Below are 15,932 nucleotides of genomic sequence, written 5' to 3' on the forward strand. Positions count from 1 at the left end.
GTCCAGCATCCTTTCAATCCTGGCGGGTCGACGCCGGTCCGGCCGGCGCCGCGCGGGCGGGGCCCGCCGGTCCAGGGTCGTCCAGGTCGGTGACGTCCGCGACCCGGGCGTCGAGGACGTGCACCAGCTCACCGCCGTCGACCGTCGCGGAGACCCCGTGCCCACCGCCCCCGACCGACACCGGCCCCGCCTCCGGGATGCGCGAGTCCGCGACCACCGGCCAGGCCGTGAGCGAGCCGAACGGCGTGATGGTGCCGCGCTCGTACCCGGTGACGTCGCGCGCCACCTCCTTGTCCGGCATCGACAGCCGCGACACCCCGAGCAGCGACCGCAGCCGCGGCCACGCGATGGTGCGGTCGCCCGGCACCAGCACGAACAGGAAGTCGCCGTCCCCGCGGCGCACGACGATCGTCTTCACCACCTGCGCCGGCGTGACGCCGCGCGCGGCCGCGGCCTCCGCGAGCGAGCGCACCGGGCCGTGCCGGACGATGTCGAACGCGATCCCCGACGCCTCCAGCGCCTCGCGCGTCCGCCGCTCTCCGGGGGTCTCGGTGGGCGGCTCGGCGGGCCCCCCGACCGTCACCCGGCGTCCGTCGCGTCCGCGGACTCCTCGGTGTCCTCGGCGTCCGGGTCCTTCGAGGAGCCGTCGACGGTGACCACGAGCGTGACGGTCGAGCCCGTCAGCGCCACCGTCCCCGCGCCCACGGTCTTCGCGACCACGTCGTCGTCCGCGACACCTTCCACGGGGTCGGTGCTCACGTCGAACCCGAGCGCCTCGAGCTCCGCCCGCGCGTCGGCGACCGACTTCCCGGCGACGTCCGGGACGGACTCCGCGTCGCCCCAGGACAGGACGACGGTCGAGCCCTTCGGCACCGCGCTGCCCGCTCCCTTCGTGGCGACCACCAGGTCGCCGTCCTCGACACCGTCCGCCGGGTCCAGGGCCACCACGAACCCGAGGCCCTTGAGCTTCGCCCGCGCGTCGGCGACGGTCCACCCGGTGACGTCCGGGACCTTCACCGTGGCCGGTGCCGGCGGGCCGCTCGAGACCACGAGAGTGACGGTCGAGCCCTTCGACACCTTCGTGCCCGCGCCCCGCGTCTCGACGACCGTGCCCTCGGGCGCCTTCGGGTCCGGCTTCTCCTTCGTCGTCACCTTGAGCCCGAGCGCCTTGAGCTTCTTCTCGGCCGTGGCGAGCGTCTCGCCGGCGAGGTTCGGCACGCTCACCTTCGCGGGTGTCTCCGACCCGGAGCCCGACCCGCCGTCGCCCTTGCCGGAGCCCTCGCCGTCGTCGGACCCCTTGTCCTTGCCCGAGCCCTTCGGGTCGGTGCCGGACGACTTCCCTGGCTCGTCGGCAGCCTTGTCCTTGTCCTTGGACCTGTCCTTGGACGTGTCCTTCGCGTCCTTCGAGCCGCCCGTGGACCCTGCCTTCGAGCCCTTGCCGGACGCGGCGCCCTTGTCCGCGCGCTCGGCGGGGGACGGGCCGCCGCCGGTCGCGACGTCGTCGGACTCCCACGCCCGGTCGGGCACGGGGCCGGCGGCGAAGAACTCGAAGTGCCACGGCTCGGGCTTCGAGCCCGTGAGGCGCGCCCACGACGGGTTGTCCCAGCCGTAGTCCGGGGCGTGCACGCGCATCCACGCGTGCTCGGCGGACGTGAAGGTGGAGATCGGGTAGCCCAGGTCGGCGGCGAGGCCCCAGCCGTGGTTCGACGTGCCCGGCGTCGCCGCGAGCCAGCCCTTGGTGGCCTTGACGCGGATCTGGAGCTCCAGCGAGCGGTACGAGTCGGTCATCGGGATGGGCACCCCGAACTCCTTCTCGTACTCCTTGCTGAGCGCGGAGAGCTGCTCGGCGGCGTCGCAGCGCAGCATGTGTCCGGGAGCGAAGTCGAGCGGGCACAGCGCCGACGTCGGGATGCGCCCGTTGGCGTAGCCCGCCGTGCTCCGGCCGTAGCGGTCGACGACCTCGAGCAGGCTCGCCGTCAGCGTGGCGCGCGCGGCGACCGTGCCGTCCGCCCCCGCCGGCAGGATGCCCGCCTCGAGCGTCGTGGTCGCCGGGTCCAGCAGCGTCGCCAGGCGGGTGGCGGCGACGACGAGGTCGTCGAACGTCACCTTGTCGCCGTCGTGCGCGCTCTCGTCGGCCGGCTTCCCGTCCGGCTGCTCGGCGTCCGGCTGCTCGGCGTCCGGCTGCTCCCCCGTGGCCAGGGGGGAGGGCTCGTCGGCGGGGTCGATCGCGACCTGGCGTGCGACGGCCACCGCCTCCGGCTCGGTCGCGTCCGGCTCGGTCGCGTCCGGCTCGGTGGCTGGGGCCGGGAGCACCGGCGAGGGCGTCTCGACGTCCGCGGCCGCGAACGGGCGGTCGGACGACCTGGCGGCCTGCTGCGCGAGGTACGTGCTGAGCAGCATGCCGAGCTCGGCGGCGGCCTGGTCCACGGCGGGCGTCACCCTCCGGCCCGCGTCCTGGCTGGCGAGCTCCGCACGCTCGAGGACGCCCAGCACCTCCTGGAGCGTGGCCGGGCCGGTCGACGTCGGCGTCCCGACCACACCCACGGAGACGCCCTCGCCCACCGGGCTGCCGGCCCCGACGTCGGGGGTGTGCTGGTCGGCGGCGAGGGTCTGGAGGCGGCCGTCGTTCCACGGGAGGCCGGCCACGGGGGCCGCGAGGAACCCCGTCGCGAGCACGCACGTCGCCGTCGCCGTTGCGAGCAACCTGCCGACACGCACGCCCCGTCCGGTGTCCCTCGGAGACCTCACGACGACGAACCTCCCCCATCGGCACTGCTCAGCGCTCGGATCCTGTCACACCCCGGGGTCGTCGTGTGACACGGGCGACAGGACCGTCCCTTTACTGTGCGTCACGCTCCACGCTCCTGCCACCCCTGCGACAAGAGTTCACGCACCGCTCATCCGCACACCATGACCGGAGCAACCGTCCGGCGCGGTGATACGGCCCCGCCCGCGGAGATGCCGCGCGGCAGACTGGACGCATGACCACCGTCGACCTCAACAGCGACCTCGGCGAGGGCTTCGGCCGCTGGACCCTGGGCGACGACGAGGCGATGCTCGACGTCGTGTCGTCGGCCAACGTGGCGTGCGGCTTCCACGCCGGCGACCCGGCCACGATCCGGCGCACGGTCGCACTGGCCGCCGTCCGCGGCGTGGCCGTCGGGGCGCACGTCGGGTACCGCGACCTCGCGGGCTTCGGACGACGCGACATCGACGTCCCGTCGGCCGAGCTGCGGGCCGACGTCGTCTACCAGATCGGCGCGCTGCAGGCCCTGGCCGCCGCCGAGGGCACCCGCGTCACCTACGTGAAGCCGCACGGCGCGCTGTACCACCGAGCGGCCGTGGACCGGCGGGTGGCGGACGACGTCGCCGCCGCCGTCGCCGCCGTCGACCCGGCCCTCGTGCTGCTCGGGCTGCCGGGCACGCTCTCCCTCGCCGCGGCCGAGGCCGCGGGCCTGTCCACCGCCGCGGAGGCGTTCGCCGACCGCGCCTACACGCCCGCCGGCACGCTGGTGCCCCGCGGCGAGCCGGGCGCCGTCCTGCACGACCCGGACGTCGTGGCCCGGCGGATGCTGCGGCTCGTCACCGAGGGCGTGGTCGAGGCCGTCGACGGCAGCGTGGTGCGGGTGCCCGCGGACTCCGTGTGCGTGCACGGCGACACCCCGGGCGCGGTCGCGATGGCGCGGCGGGTCCGCGCGGTGTTCGACGACGCGGGCGTCACCCTCGCCCCGTTCGCCCCGGCGACGACGGGAGCCTGAGTGAGCGGGCCGGCGCGCGTCCTGCCCGTGCGTGTCCTGCCCGTGCGCGACGACGCCCTGCTCGTCGAGGTGGACGGCCTCGCGCACGCGCTCGCGCTGGACGCGTCGCTGCGCGACGACCCCGTCGCCGGCGTCGGGCAACCCGTGCCCGGCGCGCGCACGCTGCTGGTCCCGTTCGACCCGTGGCGGCTGCCCGCGGCACGCCTCGCGGACGAGCTGCGCGCGCGGGCGTCCGCGGCCGGTCGCCCGGCCGGGGACGGGGCCGGGACGACGGCCGGCGGGCGGCTCGTCGAGATCCCCACGGTGTACGACGGCGAGGACCTGGCCGACGTCGCACGGCTGCTCGGGTGCGCCCCGGAAGAGGTGGTGCGGCGGCACACGGGGGCGTCGTGGGTCGTGGGGTTCGTCGGCTTCGCCCCGGGGTTCGCCTATCTGACCGGGGACGACGCCGGGCTCGTCGTGCCGCGGCGCGAGTCGCCGCGCACCCGGGTGCCCGCCGGCTCCGTGGCGCTCGCCGGCCCGTACTCGGGCGTCTACCCGCGCGCGAGCCCGGGCGGGTGGCAGCTCGTCGGGCGCACGGACGTCGTCACCTGGGACCCCGACCGCGACCCGCCCACCCCGTGGGCTCCCGGCGACCGCGTCCGGTTCGTCGCCGTGCGCGAGTCGGTCCGGGGCGCCGGGCCGGTCCAGGGGGGCAGCTCCGGCCCGGCGCGGCGGCCCGGACCGCCGACGCGACCCGGGGCCGCCGCGCCGACGTCGGCCACGGCGCTGGAGGTCGTGACGCCGGGGCTGCTGGCGCTGGTGCAGGACCTCGGCCGCCCGGGGCTGGCGCACCTCGGCGTGTCCGCGTCGGGCGCGGCCGACCCGCGCAGCCTGCGCGCCGCGAACCGCGCGGTGGGCAACCCGGCCGGGGCGCCCGCCGTCGAGGCCGTGGGCGGCGGGCTGCGGCTGCGTGCCCGCGCCGACGTCGTCGTCGCGCTCGCCGGGGCGGACGCGGGCGCCGTCGTGCACCGCGGCGACCACCCGGACGACGCCCGCCGCGCGCCCCTGGCGCGGGCGTTCCGCCTGCGCGACGGCGACGAGCTCGCGCTGGGCGCCCCCGCCCGCGGTCACCGCACGTACGTCGCCGTCCGCGGCGGGATCGACGCGTGGCCCGTGCTCGGCTCGCGCGCCACCGACACCCTCGCCCACCTGGGCCCCTCCCCCCTCGCCCCGGGCACGCCTCTGCGCGGTGGGCGCGCCTCCGGCCCGGGTGTCGGTGTCGGGCGGGGCCGGACGCCCGCGCACGGGATCCCGGCGGTGGCGGTGGACGACGTCGGGGCGCCGGAACCGGCGACGCTGCCCGCGCCGGGCGAGGTCACGACGCTCCCCGTCGTGCGGGGCCCGCACGACGACTGGTTCGCGGACCACGCCACGCTGCTCGACCAGGAGTGGCGGGTGACCGACCGCTCGGACCGGGTGGGCCTCCGGCTGGACGGCGCGCCCCTGACCCGGACGGCCGACGCGCGGGCCCGCGAGCTGCCCAGCGAGGGCTGCGTGACGGGCGCGCTGCAGGTGCCGCCGGACGGCCTGCCGGTGCTGTTCGGCGTCGACCACCCGCTCACGGGCGGCTACCCCGTGATCGCGGCCGTGGCGTCGACCCACCTGTGGCTGCTGGGCCAGCTGCCGCCGGGCGCGCTGCTGCGGTTCGTGCCTGCGCGCCCGCGCCGGTGAGGTCCCGCGGCTGCGGGCCTCAGAGCCGCAGGAGGTCCCGGGTGAGCGTCTCGCGGAGCCCGGCGGGCGGGTCGACGTAGCCCTCGTCGCGCAGCTCCTCCGGGAAGCCGCCGGCGGCGAAGGCGGTGTTGAGGTCGTCCACGAACCAGAGGGCCGGCCCCACGCGGCCGTCGACGCCCTCGCCGGGCAGCAGGATCCCGTAGGGCCCGTCACCGCTGATGTTCGCCTTGTGGAGCGCGTCGGGGGCGAAGTCGACCTGGAAGGCCTGCACCGGGTCGGGGTCGGCGCGCCACCGGCTCCACTCCTGCGCGTAGTACCCGCGCGCGCCACCGCCATGGGTGGAGTGCTCCAGCTCGACGACGAGCGGGTCGGCCAGCACGCTCTCCGGCCACTGCGGGTGGTCCCCGACGAGCCACACGTCGCCGACGTGCCGCACCCAGGCCGCGACCGTCATCGGGAACGGCGCGAGCTCCTCCTCCATCCAGGCCGCCAGGGCCTCCGCGTCGGGCCCCGGGGGCACGTGCGCAGGGCGGGGCGTCGCGTCGTCGTCGTTGCAGGCGGCGGCGAACCCGTCCGCCTCCAGCCGCTCCACCAGCACCTCGACGTTGCGACGCGCGCGCAGCGCCATCTCGCGCGCCACGGCGAGCGCGTCCTCGCGGTGCGGCTCGTCGAAGACCCGGAGGCCCAGGGCCCGCAGGTCGCGCCACACGTCGTCCTGCTCCCCGGCCCGGTACCGCGCCACATGGCTCACCACGGGCGACATCCTGGCAGACCGGCGGAGCGCTCCCGCCTCATCCGTTCGGCTGATCTCCGTCGAGCCCGCCAGGCGATGTGGGCGGCCGGCGGCCGGAACCACGATGGATCCGACGCACCGACCTCCCGGGACGCGCACCACGGCCCCGGCCACGAGAGAAGGACAGCCCCCATGAAGCTCACGAAGTCGACGAAGCCCGCCACGATCGCCCTCTCGGCGCTGATCGCGCTGGGTGCCCTCACCGCCTGCAGCACCGGCGAGGCCGACGCGGCGGGCTCCGGCACCGTCGCGGCGGACGAGGCCGCGACGGCGGACGAGGCGCAGACGCCGTCGGACGTGCTCGCGTCGACCGCGTGGGAGACCACCGGCGCGACCGACGCCGACGGCGAGGACGTCGCCCTCGACGACGAGAACGTCAGCACCTTCGTGGGCTGGGCCTACTTCGACGCCGACGGCACGTTCACGATGTACAACCTGGACGACAGCCCGAAGATGCAGGGCGACTGGACCGTCGACGAGGAGGGCACGACCCGCCACATCGTCGCGAAGGACGACGCCGGCGAGGTGCAGTTCGAGCGCGACTCCGACATCGTCACCCTGACCGACGAGGAGTTCACCTACCGGGTGTTCCCCGAGGAGGGGAACGCGGACGTCTACTACGACATCGTCCACACCCCGACCGACCACGAGGAGCCGGCGGCCTCCTGAACCGCCCCCGCCGCGCCCGCTCCCCACCAGGGGGGCGGGCGCGGCGTCGTGCTCACGGCCTCCGCGCGAGCAGGCTGAACGCGTTCGGGACCCGGCCGTCCCAGGCGGCGGCGTCGATGCCGTCGGGGCGCCAGAAGGGCTCGGGGTGCTCCTCGAGGTGCTCGATCTCGAACCCCGCGCGGAGGCAGTCCATGACGGTCTCGGCGAGCGTGCGCTGCCGCTCCACCGCGCCGTGGCCGGGGAACGTGTCGTTGACGTGCGACGCCTCGAAGTACCCCCGGTCCGGGCGCACCCGGGCCTCGTCCTCGTCCCATGCCCACAGCGGCACCAGCGGGTGGGCCTCGTACACGAAGAACCACCCGCCCGGCCGCAGCAGCCGGCGCACCTCGGCGAGGAACGCCGGCAGGTCCGCGACCCAGATGAGCGCGCCCTTGCCGGTGTAGACGAGGTCCGCGCACCCGTCGTCGAGCCCGCTGTCGGGGAGCGTCGCGCGCGTGTAGCGGCAGGGCAGGCCCAGCTCGTCGGCCCGGCGCTGCGCGCTCGCCACCGGCGCCGGGCTGTAGTCCAGCCCGTGCACCGACCGCGCCCCGAGGCGCGCGAGGGCCACGTCGTCCAGGCCGTTGCCGCTCATCGGGTGCACGACGTCGGCCCCGGGGACGATCTCCCCCAGCACGGCGACCTCCACGGGCAGCAGCTCGACCGTGCGCGCCAGCTCGAGGTGGTCGTCGTACTCGTCGGTGTACTTGCGCGAGGCGATGGCCCACGCGGCCCGGGTGTCGTCGTCGACGGAGTCCATGCGCGCACCCTGCCACGGCCGACCGGCGCGCGGCCCCGTTTTTCCGCGGCGGCGCCCTCGCCCGTAGGGCTTCCGTCAGGGTGCGCCCGGGCGCCGTATGGATCCCGTGAGGACGGGCCTCAGGCGCCTCCGGCGGGTGTTGCATCGACGTCGGCACCCGGGACGGGCGCCCGGCACGACCCCCTTCCGGAGGCCGGCCGTCGAACTCGAAGTGGGGACGTGCTGGTGCTTGACGTCGTCTACGTGCTGGGCGTGATCGCCCTGTTCGCGCTGGTGGCCGGGATCGCGAAGGCGGTGGAGAAGCTGTGATCGTCGTCGAGCTCCTCGCCGCGGCGCTCGGCGTGGCCGCGCTGGTCTACCTCGTGGTGGCCCTCGTGAAGCCGGAGAGGTTCTGATGGGCTGGGTCGGGGCGGTCCTCGCGCTCGGGACCGTCGCCCTCGTCCTGGCCGCCGTCCACCGGTCCTTCGGGGACTACATGGCGACCGTGTACACCACCCCCCGCGACTGGCGCGTCGAGCGGGGCCTCTACAGAGTCCTGGGCGTCGACCCGCGGTCCGGCCAGACCTGGCAGGCGTACGCGCGCGGCGTGCTGGCGTTCTCCGTCGTCGGGCTGCTGATCGTCTACGCGCTCCAGCGCACGCAGCAGTGGCTGCCGTACTCGCTGGGGCTGCCGGCGCCGTCCCCGGACCTCTCGTTCAACACGGCCGCGTCGTTCGTGGGGAACACGAACTGGCAGTCGTACTCCCCCGAGCAGACGCTGGGGTACACCGTGCAGCTCGCCGGGCTGGCGGTGCAGAACTTCGTCTCCGCGGCGGTCGGCATGGCCGTGGCCGTGGCGCTGGTGCGCGGGTTCGCCCACCGCCGCACGGGCACGATCGGCAACTTCTGGGTGGACCTGGTCCGAGGCTGCCTGCGCATCCTGCTGCCGATCTCGGTGGTGGGCGCGGTGGTGCTGATCGTCGGCGGCGTCGTGCAGAACTTCGCCGGCTTCACCGACGTGACGACCGTCGCCGGCGGGGCCCAGAGCATCCCGGGCGGCCCGGTCGCCTCCCAGGAGGCCATCAAGCTGCTCGGCACCAACGGCGGCGGGTTCTTCAACGCGAACTCGGCGCACCCGTTCGAGAACCCGACGGCGTGGACGAACCTCGTCGAGGTCCTCCTCATGCTGGCGATCCCGTTCTCGCTGCCCCGCACGTTCGGGCGGATGGTGGGCGACCTCCGGCAGGGGTACGCGATCCTCGCGGCGATGGGCGTGATCTTCGTGGCCTCGTTCGCCGCGCTGACGGCGCTCGAGTCGGCCGGGAACGGCACCGCCCCGCAGCTCGCCGGCGGCGCGATGGAGGGCAAGGAGGCGCGGTTCGGCATCGTCGGGACCACGCTCTTCGCGACGACCAGCACGACGACGTCGACCGGCGCCGTCAACGCGATGCACGACTCGTTCACCGCGCTGGGCGGCATGGTCCCGATGCTCAACATGATGCTCGGCGAGGTCGCGCCCGGCGGCGTCGGGTCGGGGCTCTACGGCATGCTCGTGCTGGCCGTCATCGCGGTCTTCGTGGCGGGGCTGCTGGTGGGCCGCACGCCCGAGTACCTGGGCAAGAAGATCGGGCCCCGCGAGATCAAGCTCGCGAGCCTCTACATCCTCGTCACGCCCACGCTCGTGCTGGCGGGCACCGCGCTGAGCTTCGCGATCCCGCCGCTGCGCGAGAGCGTCACCTCGACGTCGATCTGGAACCCGGGCGTGCACGGCATGTCCGAGGTCCTGTACGCGTTCACCTCGGCCGCCAACAACAACGGCTCGGCCTTCGCCGGCCTGACGGCGAACACGCCGTGGCTGAACACGGCGCTCGGCGTCGCGATCCTGCTCGGGCGCTTCGTGCCGATCGTGCTCGTGCTCGCCCTTGCCGGGTCGCTGGCCCGGCAGGACAAGGTGCCCGCCACCGCGGGGACGCTGCCCACGCACCGCCCGCTGTTCGTCGGGCTGCTCGTCGGGGTCGTCGTCGTCCTCACCGCGCTCACCTACTTCCCCGTTCTCGCGCTGGGTCCCCTGGCGGAAGGGCTCGTCTGACCATGTCCACCCCACTGACCACTCCCCTCACCACCGTGACCGACTCCCCGTCGTCACCCGATCCCTCGTCCTCGACGACCTCCCGCACGCCGGGCGGGGTCTTCTCCTGGTCCCAGGTACGCGACGCCCTGCCGGGCGCGTTCCGCAAGCTCGACCCGCGCCGGATGTGGCGCAACCCCGTGATGTTCGTCGTGTGGGTCGGCGCCGCGCTGACCACCGTGCTCGCCGTCGTCGAGCCGTTCCTCGGCGGGCCCGTGACCTCGGGCGGCACCGTCGTCCCCGGCTCCTTCACCGCGGTGATCGCGCTGTTCCTCTGGCTCACCGTGGTGTTCGCGAACCTCGCCGAGTCGGTCGCGGAGGGCCGCGGCAAGGCCCAGGCGGACACGCTCCGCCAGACCCGGACGGCGACCGTCGCGCACCGCGTCGCCGGGTACGACACCGCCGCCGACCCGGACGCCCTGCGCGCCGCGCTCGACGACGTGTCGTCGGCCGACCTGGACCTCGGCGACGTCGTCGTGGTCTCCGCGGGCGACCTGGTGCCGGGCGACGGCGAGATCGTGCACGGCATCGCGTCCGTGGACGAGTCCGCCATCACCGGCGAGTCCGCGCCCGTGATCCGCGAGTCCGGCGGCGACCGGTCCGCCGTCACCGGCGGCACGCGGGTGCTGTCCGACCGGATCGTCGTGCGCATCACCTCGAAGCCCGGCGAGACGTTCGTCGACCGGATGATCGCGCTCGTCGAGGGCGCCAGCCGGCAGAAGACGCCGAACGAGGTCGCGCTGAGCATCCTGCTCGCGTCGCTGTCGATCGTGTTCGTCGTCGTGGCGCTCACCCTGAACCCCATCGCGTCGTACGCGGCGAGCCCCGTGAGCGTGGCGGTGCTCGTGGCGCTGCTGGTGTGCCTGATCCCGACGACGATCGGCGCGCTGCTGTCCGCCATCGGCATCGCCGGGATGGACCGCCTCGTGCAGCGCAACGTGCTCGCGATGTCCGGCCGCGCCGTCGAGGCCGCCGGCGACGTCACGACCCTGCTCCTCGACAAGACCGGCACCATCACCTACGGCAACCGGCAGGCGAGCGAGTTCCTGCCGCTGGCCGGCGTCGACGCCCGCGACCTGGTGCGCGCCGCCGCCCTCTCGTCCCTCGCGGACCCCACCCCGGAGGGCGCGTCGATCGTCGCGCTCGCCGTCAAGGCCGGGGTGGACGTGGGCAGCGGCCACGAGAGCACCGCGGTGCCCGGCGAGGTCGTGCCGTTCACCGCGCAGACCCGGATGTCCGGCCTCGACGAGCCCGACGGCACGCAGATCCGCAAGGGCGCCGGCAGCGCGGTCATGGCGTGGCTGGCCGACGGCGGCGCTCCCTCCGCGCCGGTCGTCGCGGAGGTGGAGGACGCGGTGGAGCGGGTCGCGCGGTCCGGCGGCACGCCGCTGGTCGTCGCGGTCCGGGCGCCGGACGGGGCCGGGCGCGTGCTCGGCGTCGTGCACCTCAAGGACGTCGTCAAGGAGGGCATCGCCGACCGCTTCGCCGAGCTGCGCGCGATGGGCATCCGCACCGTGATGGTCACCGGCGACAACCCGCTGACCGCCGCGGCCATCGCCGCCGAGGCCGGCGTGGACGACTACCTCGCCGAGGCGACGCCCGAGGACAAGCTGGAGCTCATCCGGCGCGAGCAGGAGGGCGGCAGCCTCGTCGCGATGACCGGGGACGGCACCAACGACGCCCCCGCGCTCGCGCAGGCCGACGTGGGCGTCGCGATGAACTCGGGCACGTCGGCCGCGAAGGAGGCCGGCAACATGGTCGACCTCGACTCCGACCCCACCAAGCTCATCGACGTGGTCCGGATCGGCAAGCAGCTGCTCATCACCCGCGGCGCGCTGACGACCTTCTCCATCGCGAACGACATCGCCAAGTACTTCGCGATCATCCCCGCGATGTTCATGGGCGTGTTCCCCGGGCTCGAGGCGCTCAACGTCATGGGCCTCAGCTCGCCGTCGTCCGCCGTCGTGTCGGCCATCGTGTTCAACGCGCTCGTCATCGTGCTACTCATCCCGCTGTCGCTGCGGGGCGTGCGGTACCGGCCCATGGACGCGTCGAAGACCCTCGGGCGCAACCTCCTGGTCTTCGGGCTCGGCGGCATCGTCGCGCCGTTCGTCGGCATCTGGCTCATCGACCTCGTCGTGCGCCTCGTCCCGGGATTCTGAGCAGGACCGAGCAGGAAGAAGAAGAGGCACCCATGAACGCCACCACCCGCAGCACCGGCCGCACCCTCGGGGTCGCGGTCCGGGCGATGATCGCCCTCACGCTGCTGCTCGGCGTCGGCTACACGGCGGCGATCACCGGCGTCGGGCAGCTCGTGCTGCCGGCGCAGGCCGACGGCTCGCTCGTGCGCGACGGCGACGGCACCGTCGTCGGGTCCGCGCTGATCGGCCAGGGCTTCGCCGACGCCGACGGCGAGCCCCTGCCGCAGTACTTCCAGCCACGGCCCTCGGCCGCGGGCGACGGCTGGGACGGCGCCGCGTCGTCCGGGTCGAACCTCGGCCCCGAGAACCCCGACCTGGTCGCCGCGATCGAGGAACGGCGGTCGGCCGTGGCCGCGCTCGAGGGCGTGGACCCGGCCGACGTCCCGGCCGACGCCGTCACCGCGTCCGGGTCCGGGCTGGACCCGCACATCAGCCCGGAGTACGCCGACCTCCAGGTCGCGCGGGTCGCCGCCGCCCGCGACCTGCCGGAAAAGGAGGTCACGGCCCTCGTGGCGAGGCACACTGAGGGTCGCGCCCTGGGATACCTCGGGGAGCCCGTGGTCGACGTGCTGGAGCTCAACGTGGCCCTCGACGAGCGCACGGCCGAGCTCGGGAGGTGAGCATGGGTCGCGGACGGTTGCGCGTCCTCCTCGGCGCGGCGCCGGGCGTGGGGAAGACCTACGCCATGCTCGAGGAGGGCAAGCGGCTGCGCGACGACGGCAGGGACGTCGTGGTCGCGCTCGTGGAGACGCACGGGCGCGCCGCGACGGCCGCGATGGCGCGGGGGCTGGACGTCGTGCCGCGCGCGACGGTCGTGCACCGCGGCGTCGAGCTCACCGACCTGGACCTCGACGCCGTCCTCGCGCGGCGGCCGGAGGTCGCGCTGGTCGACGAGCTGGCGCACACCAACGCCCCCGGCCTGCGGCACGCGAAGCGGTGGGAGGACGTCGACGCCCTGCTCGACGCCGGCATCGACGTCCTCTCGACCGTCAACATCCAGCACATCGAGTCGCTCAACGACGTCGTCCAGAAGATCACCGGGGTGGCGCAGCAGGAGACCATCCCCGACGCCGTGCTGCGCGCCGCCGACCAGATCGAGGTCGTGGACCTCGCCCCGCAGGCGCTGCGCGACCGGCTCTCGTCCGGCGTCGTCTACCCGGCCGAGCGGGTGGACGCGGCGCTGTCGAACTACTTCCGCCTCGGCAACCTCACCGCGCTGCGCGAGCTCGCGCTGCTGTGGCTGGCCGACGAGGTCGACGCGGCGCTGCAGCACTACCGCACCGAGCACGGGATCGACTCCACCTGGGAGGCCCGGGAGCGCGTCGTCGTGACGCTCACCGGCGGCCCCGAGGGCGAGACGCTGCTGCGGCGCGGGGCGCGGATCGCGGCGCGGTCGGCCGGCGGCGACCTGCTCGCCGTCCACGTCACGAGCCAGGACGGGCTGCGCGGCGCGACCCCCGGCGCGCTCGCGCGGCAGCGGATGCTGGTCGAGGAGCTCGGTGGCACGTACCACCAGGTGGTGGGCGACGACGTCCCGACGGCGCTCGTGGAGTTCGCGCGCGGCGTCAACGCGACCCAGCTCGTCATCGGCGTCTCCCGCCGCGGCCGGGTCGCCGCGGCGCTGAGCAGGCCCGGCATCGGCGCGACCGTGACGCGCGAGGCCGGCAACATCGACGTCCACATCGTCAACCACGCCGCCGCCGGAGGGCGCGCCCGCCTGCCCCGGATGGGCGGCGCGCTGTCGGCGAAGCGTCGCCTGGCGGGCTTCCTGCTCGCGATCCTCGGCGGGCCGCTGCTGACGTGGGGCCTGGTGACGCTCCGCAGCGCGGAGTCCATCGTCTCGGACGTCCTCGCCTACCAGCTGCTCGTCGTCGTGGTGGCGCTGGTCGGCGGCGCGGGGCCCGCGGTGTACGCCGCGATCCTGTCCGGCATCACGCTCGACTACTTCTTCGTGGAGCCGATCCACACCATCACCGTGGGCGAGCCGCTGCACGTGGTCGCGCTCGTCCTGTACGTCGTCACGGCCGTACTGGTGAGCGTCGTCGTGGACCGCGCCGCCCGCACGACGCGCGCCGCCCACCGGGCCGCGGCCGAGTCGGAGGTGCTGGCGACGGTCGCCGGCAGCGTGCTGCGCGGGCAGGACGCCGTCCAGGCGCTGGTGAGCCGGGCGCGGGAGGCGTTCGGCCTCACCGGGGCGCGGCTCGTCGCCGGCGGCACGGTGCTGGCCGCGGACGGCGAGGACGACCCGGCGGGCCCGCGCACCACCATCGACGTCGGCGACCGCGCCGTCCTCGAGCTGTCGGGCGGCGACCTCGCGGCCTCCGAGCGCCGCCTGCTGCACGTCATCGCGGTCCAGCTCCAGGCCGCGCTGGAGCGCAGCGACCTGGCCGAGGTGGCGAGCGAGGTGGACCAGCTCGCCGAGTCCGACCGCGTGCGCAGCGCCCTGCTGTCCGCGCTGAGCCACGACCTGCGCCGCCCGCTCAGCTCCGCGGCCGCCGCCGTGAGCGGGCTGCGCTCCGCCCGCGGCGCCCTGAGCGAGGCGGACCGGGACGAGCTGCTGGAGACGGCCGACGAGAGCCTGACGGCCCTGGCCACCCTCATCACCGACCTGCTCGACGTGAGCCGCCTGGAGGCGGGCGTCCTCGCCGTCTCGACGGCGCCCGTCGAGACCGCCGACGTGGTGCTGCCCGCGCTCGACGAGCTCGGCGTCGGCCCCGGCGAGGTGGAGCTGGACCTCGACCTCACCGCGCCGAGCGTCGCCGCGGACCCCGTGCTGCTCCAGCGCGTGCTGGTGAACCTGCTGGCCAACGCGCTGCGGCACTCGCCCGCCGGGCGGCGCGTGCGCGTCTCCACCAGCACGTTCGCCGGCACCGTCGAGATCCGGGTGGTCGACCACGGCCCCGGCATCCCCGCCGACCGGCGCGAGGACGTGTTCGTGCCCTTCCAACGGCTCGGCGACACGGACAACACGACCGGCCTGGGGCTCGGCCTCGCGCTGTCCAAGGGGTTCGTCGAGGGCATGGGCGGCACGCTCACCCCGGAGGACACCCCCGGCGGCGGCCTCACCATGGTCGTCGCGCTCCCCGCCGCGGGGACGACGCACCACCCCGAGGACCCCGACCAGCCCGACCAGCCCGACCAGCCGGAGGCGAGCGCCCCGTGAAGATCCTCATCGCCGACGACGACCCCCAGATCCTGCGCGCCCTGCGGATCACGCTCACCGCGCAGGGGTACGAGATCGTCACGGCGACCACCGGGACGCAGGCCATCGCCCGCGCCATCGACCACCGGCCGGACGTCTTCATGATCGACCTGGGCATGCCGGAGCTGGAGGGCATCGACGTCATCCACGCCGTCCGCGGCTGGTCGGACGCCCCGATCCTCGTGGTGTCCGGGCGCACGGGCGCGGCCGACAAGGTCGAGGCGCTCGACGCCGGCGCGGACGACTACGTGACGAAGCCGTTCTCGATCGAGGAGCTCCTGGCCCGGATCCGCGCCCTCACCCGGCGCGTGGCGCACGAGGACTCCGACCCCGTGGTGCGGTTCGGCGACGTCACCGTGGACCTCTCCGCGCACAGCGTCACGCGCGACCGCGAGGGGCGGTCGGAGCACGTGCGCCTCACGCCCACCGAGTGGCAGATGCTCGAGCGCCTGGTGCGCAACCCCGGCAAGCTGGTCACCCGCCAGACCCTCCTCACCGAGATCTGGGGGTCCGAGCACGTGACCGACACCGGCTACCTCCGCCTGTACGTCGCGCAGCTGCGCAAGAAGCTCGAGCCCGACCCCACCGCGCCGCGCTACCTCGTCACCGAGGCGGGCATGGGGTACCGCTTCGACCCGGACGGCGGACGGTCGTGAGGATCGGCCCCGTCCCCGTATGCGTTCCGTGAGGTCC

Annotated in this window: 13 protein-coding genes; 9 read left to right on the forward strand and 4 right to left on the reverse strand. The window is 75.0% G+C overall.

The window, feature by feature from the left end:
- Positions 1-13: 13 nt before the first annotated feature.
- The gene (locus tag ACFQ8Y_RS12825; protein WP_430550889.1) at positions 14-583 is read right to left on the reverse strand and encodes an aminoacyl-tRNA deacylase; all 570 of its coding nucleotides are present in this window, start codon (positions 581-583) and stop codon (positions 14-16) included.
- Complete coding sequence (locus ACFQ8Y_RS12830; protein ID WP_430585679.1) at positions 580-2,676, reverse strand: PASTA domain-containing protein; 2,097 nt, start codon at positions 2,674-2,676, stop codon at positions 580-582. The genes ACFQ8Y_RS12825 and ACFQ8Y_RS12830 overlap by 4 nt, the downstream gene beginning before the upstream one ends.
- A 305-nt stretch (positions 2,677-2,981) precedes the next feature.
- Here ACFQ8Y_RS12830 and ACFQ8Y_RS12835 point away from each other — a divergent pair, with 305 nt between their 5' ends.
- Positions 2,982-3,758, forward strand: a complete 777-nt coding sequence (locus ACFQ8Y_RS12835; protein WP_430585680.1) for a LamB/YcsF family protein — start codon at positions 2,982-2,984, stop codon at positions 3,756-3,758.
- The gene (locus ACFQ8Y_RS12840; protein ID WP_430585681.1) at positions 3,759-5,471 is read left to right on the forward strand and encodes a carboxyltransferase domain-containing protein; all 1,713 of its coding nucleotides are present in this window, start codon (positions 3,759-3,761) and stop codon (positions 5,469-5,471) included.
- A gap of 19 nt (positions 5,472-5,490) precedes the next feature.
- On the opposite strand, the gene ACFQ8Y_RS12845 is transcribed toward ACFQ8Y_RS12840, so the two are convergent.
- Complete coding sequence (locus ACFQ8Y_RS12845; protein WP_430585682.1) at positions 5,491-6,225, reverse strand: hypothetical protein; 735 nt, start codon at positions 6,223-6,225, stop codon at positions 5,491-5,493.
- A 171-nt stretch (positions 6,226-6,396) separates the two neighbouring features.
- Between ACFQ8Y_RS12845 and ACFQ8Y_RS12850 the strand changes: the two genes are divergently transcribed.
- On the forward strand, positions 6,397-6,933 hold the full coding sequence (locus tag ACFQ8Y_RS12850; protein ID WP_430550884.1) for a DUF4822 domain-containing protein: 537 nt from the start codon (positions 6,397-6,399) through the stop codon (positions 6,931-6,933).
- Between the two features lie 52 nt (positions 6,934-6,985).
- Here the strand turns inward: ACFQ8Y_RS12850 and ACFQ8Y_RS12855 are convergent, their stop codons facing one another.
- A complete protein-coding gene (locus ACFQ8Y_RS12855) occupies positions 6,986-7,729 on the reverse strand; it encodes a class I SAM-dependent methyltransferase (protein WP_430585683.1) in 744 nt (247 codons plus the stop codon).
- A 305-nt stretch (positions 7,730-8,034) separates the two neighbouring features.
- Between ACFQ8Y_RS12855 and ACFQ8Y_RS12860 the strand changes: the two genes are divergently transcribed.
- The 6 genes from ACFQ8Y_RS12860 to ACFQ8Y_RS12885 are packed head-to-tail and all read left to right on the forward strand — an operon-like array spanning position 8,035 to position 15,895.
- Positions 8,035-8,124 (forward strand): potassium-transporting ATPase subunit F, encoded by a 90-nt coding sequence (locus ACFQ8Y_RS12860; protein WP_430550882.1) that lies wholly within the window; start codon positions 8,035-8,037, stop codon positions 8,122-8,124.
- Positions 8,124-9,797: a potassium-transporting ATPase subunit KdpA gene (gene kdpA, locus ACFQ8Y_RS12865; RefSeq protein ID WP_430550881.1), complete on the forward strand. Its 1,674-nt coding sequence runs from the start codon at positions 8,124-8,126 to the stop codon at positions 9,795-9,797. The genes ACFQ8Y_RS12860 and kdpA overlap by 1 nt, the downstream gene beginning before the upstream one ends.
- Positions 9,798-9,799: 2 nt before the next feature.
- Entirely contained in the window at positions 9,800-11,998 is a 2,199-nt protein-coding gene (gene kdpB, locus ACFQ8Y_RS12870) for a potassium-transporting ATPase subunit KdpB (RefSeq protein WP_430585684.1), read from the forward strand.
- A gap of 32 nt (positions 11,999-12,030) precedes the next feature.
- Positions 12,031-12,657, forward strand: a complete 627-nt coding sequence (gene kdpC / locus ACFQ8Y_RS12875; RefSeq protein ID WP_430585685.1) for a K(+)-transporting ATPase subunit C — start codon at positions 12,031-12,033, stop codon at positions 12,655-12,657.
- A gap of 2 nt (positions 12,658-12,659) precedes the next feature.
- Entirely contained in the window at positions 12,660-15,200 is a 2,541-nt protein-coding gene (locus tag ACFQ8Y_RS12880) for an ATP-binding protein (protein WP_430585686.1), read from the forward strand.
- Entirely contained in the window at positions 15,197-15,895 is a 699-nt protein-coding gene (locus ACFQ8Y_RS12885) for a response regulator (protein ID WP_430585687.1), read from the forward strand. Before ACFQ8Y_RS12880 ends, ACFQ8Y_RS12885 begins: the two co-directional genes overlap by 4 nt.
- The last annotated feature ends 37 nt before the right edge of the window (positions 15,896-15,932 follow it).

It is taken from the genome of Isoptericola sp. NPDC056605 (assembly GCF_042792795.1).
Lineage (GTDB): Bacteria > Actinomycetota > Actinomycetes > Actinomycetales > Cellulomonadaceae > Isoptericola.

What these genes read in the sequence shown, in the direction of transcription:
- ACFQ8Y_RS12850 (WP_430550884.1), top strand. Translation starts at nt 6,397, where the DNA reads ATGAAGCTCACGAAGTCGACGAAGCCCGCCACGATCGCCCTCTCGGCG.
- ACFQ8Y_RS12855 (WP_430585683.1), bottom strand. Translation starts at nt 7,729, where the DNA reads ATGGACTCCGTCGACGACGACACCCGGGCCGCGTGGGCCATCGCCTCG.
- ACFQ8Y_RS12835 (WP_430585680.1), top strand. Translation starts at nt 2,982, where the DNA reads ATGACCACCGTCGACCTCAACAGCGACCTCGGCGAGGGCTTCGGCCGC.
- ACFQ8Y_RS12880 (WP_430585686.1), top strand. Translation starts at nt 12,660, where the DNA reads ATGGGTCGCGGACGGTTGCGCGTCCTCCTCGGCGCGGCGCCGGGCGTG.
- kdpA (WP_430550881.1), top strand. Translation starts at nt 8,124, where the DNA reads ATGGGCTGGGTCGGGGCGGTCCTCGCGCTCGGGACCGTCGCCCTCGTC.
- kdpB (WP_430585684.1), top strand. Translation starts at nt 9,800, where the DNA reads ATGTCCACCCCACTGACCACTCCCCTCACCACCGTGACCGACTCCCCG.
- kdpC (WP_430585685.1), top strand. Translation starts at nt 12,031, where the DNA reads ATGAACGCCACCACCCGCAGCACCGGCCGCACCCTCGGGGTCGCGGTC.